This window comes from Actinoalloteichus fjordicus (assembly GCF_001941625.1).
GTDB lineage: Bacteria > Actinomycetota > Actinomycetes > Mycobacteriales > Pseudonocardiaceae > Actinoalloteichus_A > Actinoalloteichus_A fjordicus.
Genome location: NZ_CP016076.1, coordinates 3497942 through 3510681, shown reverse-complemented (window position 1 = coordinate 3510681; position 12740 = coordinate 3497942). Strand labels below are relative to the sequence as shown.

General features: G+C 71.1%; 11 protein-coding genes. 4 read left to right on the top strand and 7 right to left on the bottom strand.

The features are described from left to right. Positions 1–12: 12 nt before the first annotated feature. A complete protein-coding gene (locus UA74_RS15550) occupies positions 13–669 on the top strand; it encodes a TetR/AcrR family transcriptional regulator (protein WP_198043047.1) in 657 nt (218 codons plus the stop codon). Between the two features lie 555 nt (positions 670–1224). Here the strand turns inward: UA74_RS15550 and UA74_RS15545 are convergent. The 3 genes from UA74_RS15545 to UA74_RS15535 form a co-directional block, all read right to left on the bottom strand. Beyond that, positions 1225–1824 carry an SRPBCC family protein gene (locus tag UA74_RS15545; RefSeq protein WP_075740924.1) on the bottom strand — a complete coding sequence of 200 codons (600 nt, stop codon included), beginning with the start codon at positions 1822–1824 and terminating at the stop codon, positions 1225–1227. A 252-nt stretch (positions 1825–2076) separates the two neighbouring features. Further along, complete coding sequence (locus UA74_RS15540; protein ID WP_075740923.1) at positions 2077–2895, bottom strand: alpha/beta fold hydrolase; 819 nt, start codon at positions 2893–2895, stop codon at positions 2077–2079. Beyond that, a complete protein-coding gene (locus UA74_RS15535) occupies positions 2892–4493 on the bottom strand; it encodes an MFS transporter (protein WP_157434212.1) in 1602 nt (533 codons plus the stop codon). The genes UA74_RS15540 and UA74_RS15535 overlap by 4 nt, the downstream gene beginning before the upstream one ends. A 137-nt stretch (positions 4494–4630) precedes the next feature. Here UA74_RS15535 and UA74_RS15530 point away from each other — a divergent pair, with 137 nt between their 5' ends. Next, positions 4631–5248, top strand: a complete 618-nt coding sequence (locus UA74_RS15530) for a TetR/AcrR family transcriptional regulator (RefSeq protein WP_075740921.1) — start codon at positions 4631–4633, stop codon at positions 5246–5248. 333 nt (positions 5249–5581) lie between these two features. On the opposite strand, the gene UA74_RS15525 is transcribed toward UA74_RS15530, so the two are convergent. The 4 genes from UA74_RS15525 to UA74_RS15505 form a co-directional block, all read right to left on the bottom strand. Then, positions 5582–6334: a class I SAM-dependent methyltransferase gene (locus tag UA74_RS15525; RefSeq protein ID WP_075743871.1), complete on the bottom strand. Its 753-nt coding sequence runs from the start codon at positions 6332–6334 to the stop codon at positions 5582–5584. A 306-nt stretch (positions 6335–6640) separates the two neighbouring features. Then, on the bottom strand, positions 6641–8074 hold the full coding sequence (gene rox, locus UA74_RS15515) for a rifampin monooxygenase (protein ID WP_075743870.1): 1434 nt from the start codon (positions 8072–8074) through the stop codon (positions 6641–6643). 648 nt (positions 8075–8722) lie between these two features. Then, on the bottom strand, positions 8723–9493 hold the full coding sequence (locus UA74_RS15510) for an SDR family NAD(P)-dependent oxidoreductase (protein ID WP_083683237.1): 771 nt from the start codon (positions 9491–9493) through the stop codon (positions 8723–8725). After that, positions 9490–10455, bottom strand: a complete 966-nt coding sequence (locus tag UA74_RS15505) for an alpha/beta hydrolase family protein (protein ID WP_075740919.1) — start codon at positions 10453–10455, stop codon at positions 9490–9492. The genes UA74_RS15510 and UA74_RS15505 overlap by 4 nt, the downstream gene beginning before the upstream one ends. Positions 10456–10636: 181 nt before the next feature. On the opposite strand from UA74_RS15505, the gene UA74_RS15500 reads away from it, so the two are divergent. Beyond that, positions 10637–11233 (top strand): TetR/AcrR family transcriptional regulator, encoded by a 597-nt coding sequence (locus UA74_RS15500; RefSeq protein WP_075743868.1) that lies wholly within the window; start codon positions 10637–10639, stop codon positions 11231–11233. A 328-nt stretch (positions 11234–11561) separates the two neighbouring features. After that, on the top strand, positions 11562–12620 hold the full coding sequence (locus UA74_RS15495; protein ID WP_075740918.1) for an SDR family oxidoreductase: 1059 nt from the start codon (positions 11562–11564) through the stop codon (positions 12618–12620). Positions 12621–12740 lie beyond the last annotated feature (120 nt).

Genomic DNA, 12740 nt, shown 5'->3' with positions numbered 1-12740 from the left:
GCAAGCGGGACCATGTTCCGTTTGACGATACGGGACGTTGTCCCGTTTAGCCAACTCGGCAACGAAGGGCAGGGCGCGGTGAACGACAGCGACCGGAGCACAGGGCATGCAGCCCAGCCCAGACGAGCGGACGCCCGGCGTAACAAGGAAACCCTGCTCGACGCGGCTGCTTCGATCTTCGTCACGTCAGGTGTGGACGCGCCGGTACGCGACATCGCGGCCAAGGCCGGCGTCGGGACGGCCACGATCTATCGCCACTTCCCCACCCGGGCGGATCTCATCATCGCCGTGTACCGCCACCAGGTCGACGCCTGCGCCGAGGCAGGCCCGGCCCTGCTGGCAACCAGCCCGACACCGCACGTCGCCCTCGGACGGTGGGTCGACCTCTTCGTCGACTTCCTGGTCACCAAGCACGGTCTCGCGGCCGCCCTGCAGAACGACAACACCGGCTTCGAAACGCTGCACGCTTACTTCCTAGACCGCCTCCTGCCGGTGTGCACCCGACTCCTCGACGCTGCCGCCGCCTCCGGTGAGATCCGCCCCGACCTCAACGCCTACCAACTCATGCGCGGCGTCGGAAACCTCTGCATAGGCGCCGACAGCGACCTCCGCTACGACGCACGCCAACTGGTCGAGCTCCTCATCGCAGGACTACGCCGACCGCGCTGACCGTGGCACCCGCGATTGCAGTGCCCTACGCACAGATGACCAGTTGTGACAGTTCCGCGAACATCCCGATCCGGGCCGACGATCCTCAGGTCACGATTCGCAGGACTACACGGAAGGCGCTCATCTTCCCGACCGCCCTGCGGGTGTCCTCCGAGAAGATCAGCACCCGCATCAAGTTCCGCCCCGAGCGGGAAAGGCGCTCACCCTCGCCCACGAGATCAAGACCGCCGCGCCGCGGTGGTGAGGACTGACGAGCAGTGATCCGGGACCTGCCGGAGCGAACCGGCTGGGGCTCCTCGCGACCTCGGCCCGGCCCTCGCACGGTCAGGCGAGCCCGCTCCACGTGGACGTTGCGCTCCTGGCGGCCCGTGACCGCTTCCGCACCACCGTGCACGAGGCCCAGCCGCCGCGTGGATCGTCCGCCACAGTCGGACGACGGCGGTGAACAACCTCCCGAACATCATGATCGAGCGCGGGGATTCGCGGAGACGGCACTGCATGCCGAGGAGGCGGAAGAGAGTCACCAGGTCGGAACGCGAAGGTGCCACGGCCCCCCTACGCCGGGTCGACGCCCGCCGCCGTCAGCGCCGCCGCCCATGCCGCGCTGACCCGCTCGGCCAGCTCCGCGACGGCGGCGAACTCCGGGGAGTCCTGCACCGAGGCCGACTCGAGACCGGGGAGTTCCTCGCGCAGGGACGCCTCGAGTGCGATCAGGCCCAGCTCCCAGCCGGCCCCGATGCCCCAGGCCCCGGAGTCCGGGTCGTTGACCACACGGTCGAGCAGTCCGTCCGGGGCGGAGTGCCGCAGTTCCAACAGCGTGCCGCCGTCCTCGTCCGGTGACAGCCGCAGCTCCACCTGTTCGCCGCCGGGTACCCCGTAGATCCAGCTGACGACGAGCAGCCACGGCGGCTCGCACCGCAGGATCTCGCCGTGGGCGTTGCCGGGAAAGGAGAATCTGCCGCCCACCCGCAGGTCGCCGTCGGGTCGCATGAAGAAGCGAGCAAGCCGATCGGGATCGGTGCAGGCATCCCAGACATCCGAGACGTGCGCCGCGTAGCGCCGCCGCATGGTCAGCGCCTCGCCCGTCGCCGTGTCATGGGCACTGATCTCGCGACGGGTGCCTGTGACGACGTCGGTGTCCTTCAGTCGGCTCATGCCCCGTGGGTACCTGTCGACGCCGGAAGCGGCAACTCCACCGGATCGGCACCCCGCTGCCGAGCAGCGGCCTCGCCGCCTGCGGAGCCGGGCCGTGAACCGGGGGAGCGGGCGGCTGTGCCTGGCCATGGCGACCGGCGGCGCGCTGCGGAACGGACACGGTGCCGAGCCGAAGCGCGTCCGCATCGGGCTGCGGCCGCCACCCGGGGGTTCTTCCGGCAGCAGGCAGCGGAAGATGCGACCGCCGTGATGTCAGAGCGTCGACGTCGGGACTGCCGAGCTGAGGAAGCCGCGCACCGCCTCGGCGAAACCGGCCGGATCGTCATCGTGGACCCAGTGGCCGCAGTCGGCGAATTCCCGCAGCACGGTGCCGGGCCTGCGGCGTGCCATGTCGCGTGCCATGGCCGTGGGCAGCACGCCGCTGGCCAGGCCGTGCACGAGCAGCGTCGGGCAGCGCGCGCCGAGCCAGTCCGGCCACCAGTCGCCGATCAACTCCTGCTGCGAGGCCGTCATGTCGTCGTGGTCGAACAGGAAGCCCCAGCCGTCCGGGTACTCGCAGGCGCTGGCCAGGAAGTAGCTCGCGTCGGGGATGCCGTGGCTCTCCACCTCACGACGCAGGGCGGCCGGGGTCGGGGCCCGCCGCGCCCAGCCCCGCACGTCCAGCACCGGGTGGGCGATCTCGGGCTGCCGGTTGAGTGCGCCGCCCTCCTCGACGATCAACGCGCTGACCAGCTCCGGATGTCGGGCGGCGACCCGGTAGGCGATGACGCCGCCCATCGAGTGCCCGAGGACCGGCAGCGGGCCGAGGTCGAGGTGGCGGAGGAACTCCGCGACGTCGGCGGTGTAGGCGTCGGGGGTGACGTCGACGCCACGGTCGCTGCGGCCGTGTCCACGCAGGTCCACCGCGATCACCCGGTGGCGGGGGGCGAGATCGGCGGCCAGGCGGGCGAACTGTCGGCCGCGTCCGAAGTGACCGTGCAGGGCCAGCAGCGGCGCTCCGGTTCCCCCGAAGTCCAGGTAGGCCAGTCGCAGACCGCGCACCATCGCGTGGTTCTGTCTCGGAGTCGTCATCGTCTCCCTCGGTGAGTTCGATCGGGTTCGTGCAGGGTTGAGGCGGTCAGCACCGCCGCGCCCAGGGCAAGGCAGGCCGCGAGGACGGCGGCGTGGGTCAGGCCTGCGGTGAACGCCTGCCGGGCGGCGTCGGTGAACCGGTCGCCCGCCGGGCCGCCGAGCAGGGCGGCGGACTGCAGGGCGCCGCTGATCGACTCTCCCGCGAAAGCCCGTTCCGCAGCGGGCAGGGCCGCCGTGTGCGAGGCGAGATGGTCGGCGAGTCGACCGGCGAGGACACCGCCCAGAACGGCCACACCGAGGCTGCCGCCGAGCTTGAAGGCGGTCTCGATGACGGCGGCGACCGACCCCGCCTGTCGCGTGCCCGCCGCGCCCAGCATGGCGGTGCTCGCTGCGGTCACTGCGGCACCGTTGCCTGCGGCGAGAAGGAACAGTCCGATCAGGAGTACCCCGTGGCGATCGGTGTGGACGCCGGTCGGGATCAGCGTCAGCCCGACGGCCAGCACGCCAAGTCCGCCCGAGACGGTCCACCGCAGACCGATCCGGTCGATCAGTCGCGGGGTGATCGGGGCCATGGCCAGCTGGCCTGCGGCGATCGGAAGCAGGAGGAGCGCGGCTCCGGACGGCGAGTGGCCGAGCACCTCCTGGAAGTATTGGGTGAGGAGGAACACCATGCCCATCAGCGCGAAGAATCCGGTGGCAGCGGCCATTGCGGCGGGCCAGAAGGTGTGATCGGCCACCATGCGCAGATCGAGCATCGGATGCCGTGTCCGGCGTTGACGGGCCAGGAATCCGCCGAGCAGGATCACGGCCGCCCCGGCGCCGAGCAGGGTCGCCTCGCCGAGCACGCCTCGCCGGGGTGCCTCGATGATCGCGTGGACGACCGCGACGAGGCCGCCGGAGACCAGCGCCATCCCAAGCAGGTCGGGCCGTGCGGTGCGGTCGGGAGCCGTAGGCGGGACGACGAGGACGACGGCGACGCCGACGGCGGGCAGGACGGGCACCATGGCCAGGAACACCGCTCGCCAGCCGAGGTGCTCGACGAGGAGGCCGCCGGTCATCGGACCCAGGACGACGCCCAGCCCGGCGACGCCTGCCCACACTGCCAGCGCGTAGGCGAGCTCGTCGCGGGGGAACACGCTGCGGATGATCCCCAGGGTCGCGGGCATGACCATCGCGTTGCCGACGCCGAGCAGCGCTCGGGCGGCGATCAGCTCGCCGGGGCCGGTGGCGACGGCCGCGAGCAGGGCGGCGAGCACCAGCACCGCGAGCCCGGCCAGCAGCACCCGACGACGTCCGTAGCGGTCGCCGATCGCCCCCATCGTGATCAGCAGCGCGGCCAGGGCCAGCACGGTGGCCTCGGTGATCCACTGGAGTTGACCGGTGGTGGCACGCAGGTCGCGGGCGATGGTCGGGAGTGCGACGGTCACCGCCATCACGGTGGTGCTCATCATGAGCAGCGCGGCCGCCAGCGCCCAGAGGATCGTGCGTCGACGCGGATGGCCGGTCCCTTCCGGTGCAGGGTGCGATCCGACCGTGGCCGCCGCCGGTCCGTCTTCATCGCCGAGGGGGGTCCTCGGCACGCCGTCGCGTCGTGTCACGTGCTGCTCCTCCCCATGAAGATGACGCCCGCCAGTAAGGATAACGAACGTTTTTTTCAGGCATCACGGGTGTCATGACCAGAGCCCGAATACCCTGGTCGTCGAGACCCCGCCCCACCGAGACAGGGAGTGCCGCCGTGGCCAGGCCCCGTGACCCGCGCCGCCGCGTCGAACTGCTCGACGCGATCCTGGACTACCTGGTCGAGCACGGGATCGCACAGCTGTCCCTGCGCCCCCTGGCCGAGGCCCTCGGACACAGCACCTTCGTGCTCACGCACCACTTCAGCAACAAGGACGACCTCATCGCCGCCGTCCTGGCCCACCTCGACGAACGGCAGCGCAGCAGGCTGCGGGCGCTGCCGGGCTGGGCCGAGGGACGCAGCCTCGGCGCCGTCGTCCGCGCCTCTTGGGACTGGCACCTCGCACCGGACTCGCTGCCGTTGGTCCGGCTGCTGCACGAGATCGAAGGGCTCGCGGCGGCGGGCAGACTCCGAGGCTCCTACGTCCCGACCATGCTGGGCGACCGCGCCGAGTTCGTCGCCGAGGCCCTCCAGACCCACGGCGTGCCCGCCGACGTCGCGCGGCGCAACGCCACCCTGCTCAACGCCGCCTATGCGGGCCTGCAACTGGACTACCTGACCACCGGAGACCGGGACCGGGTGGAGTCGGCCGTCGACGAACTCGTGCGGCTCACCGACGAGTGGACCCGGCACGGCTCCGGCACGCAGGACGACTCGACAGAGCACCAGGAATGAGAACGCCCGCCAGCGCGTACGCCGAGAAGGCCGTGGCATTCGCGGAGAATCGGCGGACAGGGCGCTGTGGTCATGGTCGGCCACCTCGATCGACGGCTCCCCGATGTCCACGAGTTTCCGATGTCCACGAGTTCCCGAAGCTCCTGGCGCCTGACGAGTCCTGCCCTGCTGCGGGCGAGCAGTCGACTCCGGGGACGGTGCGCCGGTCGCCGCTGCCTCCGTGTCCCCGCCGGAGGGTGCCGACCACCCCGCCATCCGCAAGCGGCCCGGCGGCGACTCGTGATCAGCCGACGATGCCGTGATCCCTGCCGCCGGCTCCACCCGATGCGGTGCTCACTCCGAATGCAGCACGAAGAACAGGACGCTCGGGCACGTGTCGGCGATGTGAAAGTCGTCGGGGAACAGCTCGTGGGCGGCCGGAACCGGCCGGGGCTCGTGTAGGCGAGTGATACGGAGGCCCGCTGCGAGGAAGGCGTCCGTCATCGCCTCCAGCGGGCGGTCCCAGAAACTCAGCTGGGCGGTCCCTCCGCCCATGGTCCAGTCTTCGAGTCGGTTCTCCGTCGCGAAGTAGTCGGGCCGGGGGCCGGTGTGCCGCTTCATGAGGTTGAGCACGAGGGGATGCTCGACCGAGGCGATGATCCTCCCGCCGGGCCGCAGCACCCGCCGCAGTTCAGTGAGCGTCGGCCCCCAGTCCCGCAGGTAGTGCAGCACGAAGGAGGCCATGACGTCGTCGAAGGCGTCGTCGGCGTAGGGCAGCGGACCCGCCAGGTCGGCGACCCGCAGGTCCGCGTCGGCGCCCAGCCGTCGCCGCGCCTGCTCCAGCATTCCCGGACTGCCGTCGAAGCCGCTCACGACAGCACCCCGCTCGCGCAACTCGGCGAACAACGGACCGGAACCACAGCCCGCGTCGAGAATCCGCCTGCCCGCCACCTCGCCTGCGAGGGCCAGGGCCGCAGGCCGCTCGAGGTAGGCGTTCATCAGGCTGGTCTCGTTCTCGGCCGTGTAGCCCTCCGCCACGGTGTCGTAGTCGCTCGCCCGCGACCGAACCGCCTGCACCGCCACGTCTTCCTCGGGTCTTCCAGACATGCAGTCGATCATGGCAGGGCCCGCGCGCCCCGCACAACGACGGCCGTAACGGGCCCGCCCCGTCGTCCCCGAGTTTCCGTCGACCGCAGCGCACACGCACACGCGCTCGCCTGGAGCGATTGACCCGTTGCCGTCGCCCGGGGCGGGCTCGCACCCGGCGTCGCGGCGTCGGGTCGGTGCCGAGGGCGGTGCGGCCGGAATCGGCGCCGGAGAACCCACGGCCGACATCGGCTACGCCTGCTTCGCGACGCTGCTCCTCGAACAGCTCCACGCCGCGCGGGCGGCATCGACCCGACGCCGCGCGCTTTAGTCCAGCGGCGCGCCGAACCAGCGGGGCAGGTGCTCGAGCAGCTCCTGCTGATCCTCGCCGACCCACGCGACGTGACCGTCCGGCCGCAGCAGCGCCGCAGGCACGGCCCGTTGCGTCAGCTCCGCACTGGTGTCGACGACGTGATCGACCCGATCCGCCCAACCCGCCGTCGACAGCCTGCCGGTCTGATCGAGCAGCAGCCCCCGGCCTCGGTGCATCCGCTCGTACAGGCGCCCCCGCCCCAGCGCCACGTCCCGTAGCCGCCTGCCGAGCAGCTCAGGGCCCGCGCCGAAGTCGTAGCGGATGCCGATCGCGATGACCTTCTCGATCAGATACCGGTTCACCTCCTCGAAGTCCATCAGCTCCGACACCAGGCCGCGCACCGCCTGCGGCCCCGGCTCGAGCAGGGAGAGCTGGACCATCGCTCGGGTGAGGTTCAGGACATCGGCGGCCACGGGACGTCGCTCGACCTGGTAGCTGTCCAGCAGCCTCTCCGGCGCCCAGCCGTCGATCTCGGCGGCGAGTTTCCAGCCGAGGTTCACCGCGTCCTGAACCCCCAGGTTGAGACCCTGACCCCCGTTCGGCGGGTGGATGTGCGCCGCGTCGCCCGCCAGCAGCACCCGATCGACCCGGTAGGCCTCGGCCAGGCGGGTGGCGTCGCCGAAACGAGACAGCCAACGCGGCGAATGCACGCCGAAGTCGGTGCCCCCCACTGCCCGCAGCTGTCGGCTCAGCTCCTCCAGCGTCGGCGGAGTCCGCCGGTCCTCGGACACCCCGGCGGCGGGCACGAGGATGCGGAACACCCCGTCCCCGATCGGCGCGGCACCGAACCGCTGCTCGGTCTTGCGGACCTCGGCCGTCACCTCGGCCACCTGCTCCGGTGACGCGGTCAGCTCCGCCTCGCCCAGCAGCGTCTCGACCTTGGCTGGCTCGCCGGGAAAGCCGATGCCGAGCAGCCTGCGCACCGTGCTGCGGCCGCCGTCGCAGCCGACGAGGTAACGCGAGCGCAGCCGCGTGCCGTCGGCCAGCTCCACGGTGACCCCACAGGGGTCCTGATGCACCTCGACCAGTGTGCAGCCGCGCCGGATCTCGACGCCGAGCTCGAGGGCATGCTCGGTCAGCAGCCGGTCGGTGACCGGCTGCGGGATCCCCAGGACATAGGGATGCGCGGTGTCGACAGCGGGCGCAGGCTTGTCGATGCCTGCGAAGAAGCCGCCGACCGGATACTTCGTGCCGTGCGCGAGGAAGCGGTCCAGCAGGCCGCGCTGGTCCATCAGTTCGATGCTGCGCGCATGCAGGCCGAGCGAGCGGATGACCTTGGTCGGCTCCGCGTCCCTCTCCAGCACGGCGACGTGCACGCCGTGCAGCCGCAGCTCGGCGGCCAGCATCATCCCGGTGGGCCCGCCGCCCGCCACGATCACGTCGATCATGAGATTCCCCGATTCACTCCGGTCGCCTTCCGGCCCGACTGCCGTGGCGAGTCCGATGGCACGGGTGCCCGCGTCCTCCGCGTCGAGTACCCCGCACCACAGCACGGGGCACCACGCCACACCGACACCACGCACCGCGCCGAAGCCCTCGTTTTCGCACGTGACGGCTTCGGCTGGGAGATTCTGCGGCATGCCCCGGGTCTTGCCGCAAGCCCCCCGGTGCGCTATAAGTTGAAGATGGCAGGAGTGGTGTTCTCCTTCTGACCTCCTCTCGGTCTCTCTCCGGTGTGCTTCGTGTCGGCAGCCCCGGAGCCGCGACCCGTATGGCTGTCCTCCGTCGGTGTGTCGGCGACGAAAGACGACGGCGCCGTTCCGATCCACCGCCGGGGTGAGCGGGACACGGCCGGGCACGATCGGTGCGCCCGCGCCGACCTGCGGGGGAGGCACGGCCCGCAGGATCGGTGCGAGAGCAGGCGCGTCGGGCGCCGCCTCGTCCCGTTTCGTTTCCTCCCGGCGCCGGAACGTCGAGAGCGAGCAGGCCGATCTCGGTGCGACGACCGTCCCCTGGCCGGCATTCGCACCTCAGGCAGCACGGGCCGCCTCGTCCCCGGGACGAGCGCGGTCACCAGCCCCGTCTTCAGGCAGCGGCTACCAGCCGAGGGGCTGTCGGTCGCGGAAGAACCCGCCGCGCGGCCCGTCGTCCGGCAGGGTCGCGGCCCACACGATGCCGGGAGCGCTGTCCTCGACCGGGCGCGCGCCCAGGTGCTCGGCGCCGGGCTGCGTCGCGGTGACGCCGGGGCAGACCGCGTTGACGATGACCGGGGTGTCGGCCAGTTCCGCCGCCAGCACGGCGGTGAACCCGTTCAGCGCCGCCTTGCTGATGCCGTGCGTCGCCGCCGCACCACCGAACAGCGGGAAGCCGTACTGCTCGTCGGTGTGCGAGCCCGCACCGGAGCTGACGTTGACGATCCGAGGGTGGTCCGATCGGCGGAGCAGCGGCAGGAAGGCCTGCGTCATGCGCCAGGCGCCGAACAGGTTCACCTGCACGACCTCGGCCGCGGTGCCGAGGTCCGCTCCGGTGGCGGTCTCGAAGCGGTCGGGAGAGGCGGCGGCATTGTTGATCAGGATGTCGAGTCTGCCGGGATGTGCGGCGAGGGCCTCCGCCGCGCCGGCGACGGAGGTCGGGCTGCCGATGTCCAGGCCGACCGGGAGGGCGTCGACTCCGTCGAGGGGGTGCGCGGCCTCGGCCGCCCGCTGGGGATCTCGTGCGGCGATCACCACGCGGACTCCGGTCGCGGCCAGTTGTCGGGCGACCTCCAGCCCGAGGCCGTGCGCGGCGCCGGTGATCAGTGCCGTGGGCGGCGGGGAGTCGGACGGCCCGCGCTCGCCGTCCTCGGCCGGTTGACGGTTCGCTGTCATGACTTGGATTCGACCTTTCCGAGTGGGCGGGGTCCGGATGTCAGCGCGGCGCACGCCTCCTGCCACGCCGTGTCGCCGGGGTAGAGCTGCGAGCGGAGGTAGGCCCAGCTCAGCCGTTGGACCACGGCCACCCGCTCGGGGCTGTCGTCGGTGGTCTCGGCGGCGTCGTATCCGGAGACCCCGCCGAGGACGTGCTCGCCGCCGAACAGGGTGAGCAGGGACTTCGGGCCGGGGGAGAGGAAGTACGGGTCGGTGGCCCAGGCCGCGCCCCGGACCGTGAGGTGGGCGGAGTGGTCCTGGTCGCCCGCGACCACGAGCGCGGGGGTCGCCATCCGCGACAGGTCTGTCGTCGAGAGGAAGGGGTAGTTCTCGGCCGCGAACTCGCTGAGGGCGTCACCGCCCCGACCGGGCGCGGCGAGCAGCACGCCCGCCGTGATACGCGGCTCGGTCAGGTTCACCTCCGTCCCGTCGTGGGGATCGGTGAGCCTGGCACCCAGTAACAGGCTCGCGGTGTGCCCGCCCATCGAGTGCCCGACCACGGCGACCCTGTCCCGATCCACGCGCCCGCCGAGCTGCGGAACGTCCTTCTCGATCACGTCCAGCTGATCGAGGATGCGGGTCATGTCCTGGGCCCGTGATCGCCAGTACAGCGGTGCCTCTGGGTCCGCCGGGTTCAGGCTCAGCGTCTTGGAGTCCAGGTGGGTGGGCTGGATGACGACGAAGCCGTGCGCTGCGTAGAAGTCGGCGAGCGGGCCGTAGCCGTTGCGGGAGGACAGGTGGCGGGAGTTGCCGTGGCCGTGAGAGAGCAGGATGACCGGCAGCGCGTCGTCGTCGCTGATCGGCGTGGAGACGCGTGCCTCCAGGTCGACGGCGCGGCCGGGAGTGGGCAGGACGACCGGGTTGACGGAGAGGACGGGGGTCGTCGCGGCGAGGTAGTCGGCCGCGTCGTTCGGTTCGTTCATGATGGGGTGGTTCCTTTCGCCAGAGGCGCCGGCGCCGGTGATGACCGACCGGCGCCGGTGCGGAACGGTGAGAACGCAGGGACGGAAGCTGCTCCGCATCGGCCACCCTGAAGCGGAACAGCGTTCCGAAAACATACGGAACACTGTTCCGATTTGTCAACGCGCATCAGAAGGAGCTGTGGTGTCCACGACCGATCCGGCCGGACAGACGTCTGCCAGAGGCAGGCGCGCCGATGCGGTGCGCAACGAGCAGGCACTGCTGGCCGCAGCGGCCGCCGTGTTCGTCACCTCCGGCGTCGACGCCCCCATCCGGGAGATCGCGGCCCGAGCCGAAGTCGGGATCGGAACGATCTACCGTCACTTCCCGACCCGCGCCGAACTCGTCGTCGCCGTCTACCGCCACCAGGTGGAGGCGTGCGCCGAGGCGGGGCCGAGGCTGTCTGCCGAGGCCGACTCGCCCTTCCTCGCGCTGCGCCGATGGGTCGACCTCCTCATCGACTTCGTCGTCACCAAACACGGCCTCGCCGACGCACTGCAGCCGGGCAACAGCGCATTCGAGGCGCTGCACACCTATTTCCTCGACCGCCTGGTTCCCGTCTTCACGCAGTTGCTCGACGCCGCCGTCCAGGCGGGCGAGATCGACCCCGGCACAGAGCCCTACGAACTGATGCGCGGCATCGGCAACCTCTGCATCGGACACGGCAGCGACCCGCGCTACGACCCCCGTCGACTCGTCGACCTGCTCCTCAACGGCCTGCGGCCGACCGGGACCTCCTGAACCGCCGACGGCTCACCTCCGCAGGCGACGCTCGCCGCCGACCGGCGTCGCGACGCCCCTCCCACGCTGCGGCCCGGCTCGTCCTCCGCCCGACCTCCTCGACGGTGACAGCATCCGGGGCGTCATCGGCCGCACCCGAGACCCGACAGGTATGAGCAAAACTCATCGATGTGGTGAGAAACAAGCCTTGGACTCATGAGGACAGGCCAGGAAGGCTCGACGGCGGCCGTCCCCGGCCTCCTGTGCGAGCGACGGCCCGACGGCGAGCCCCACCGGGGGCACCACATCCCGACGTCGGATCGGCGACGTCGGCATCGAAAGAGGAGTAATGAGCACTCAGCCCAAGGTCGCACTCGTGGTCGGCGCCAACGGAGTCATCGGAGGCAGCCTCGTCGAGCACCTTCTCGAACTCGGCGACTGGCAGGTCATCGGCCTCTCCCGCCGAGGCGGCACCGAAGCCGACCGACTGCGACACGTCCGCGTCGACCTGCTCGACGCCGAGGACACCCGCACCAGACTCGCCGAGCTGACCGACGTCACACACGTCTTCTACGCCGCTTACCAGGACCGGCCGACCTGGGCGGAGCTCGTGCCGCCGAACCTCGCGATGCTGGTCAACGTCATCGACGCGATCGAGCCGGTCGCCGAGGGACTCGTCCACGTCAGCCTCATGCAGGGCTACAAGGTCTACGGCGCGCACCTCGGGCCGTTCGCGACGCCCGCCAGGGAGACCGACGCCGGGCACATGCCGCCGGAGTTCAACGTCGACCAGCAACAGTTCCTGGAACGACGCAGCGGCGGCAGGACGTGGAGCTGGTCGGCGATCCGCCCCTCGGTGGTCGCCGGCGTCGCCCTGGGCAATCCGATGAACCTGGCGATCGCGATCGCCGTCTACGCCACCATGTCCAAAGAGCTGGGGCTTCCGCTGCGCTTCCCCGGTCGCCCCGGCGCCTACGACAGCCTGCTGGAGACGACCGACGCCGGGCTGCTCGCCCGCGCGACCGTCTGGGCCGCCACCGACCCGCGTTGTGCGGGCGAGGCCTTCAACATCGGCAACGGCGACCTCTTCCGCTGGAGCGAGATGTGGCCGAAGATCGCCCGTTTCTTCGACCTGGACACCGCGCCGCCGCTGCCGATGTCGCTGACGACGATCATGGCCGACAAGGAGCCGCTGTGGGACTCCGTCGTCCGCCGGAACGGGCTGGCCGCCCACTCCTACGCGGAGGTCTCGTCCTGGCCGTTCGCCGACGCCGTGTTCTCCTGGGACTACGACATGTTCGGCGACGGATCCAAGGCCCGCCGCTACGGATTCCACGAGTACGTCCAGACCGAGCAGATGTTCATGGACGTCTTCACCGAACTGCGAGATCGCCGCATCATCCCGTGAGCGGCGCGGACCCGACAGCGGCCTGCGCTTCGATCAGGACGACAGACGCAGGCTGACCCGCCGTCGACCAGTCCGTCGACCATCTCGAGAACCGGATCCGCCGCCGGTCTCGCCGCAGGC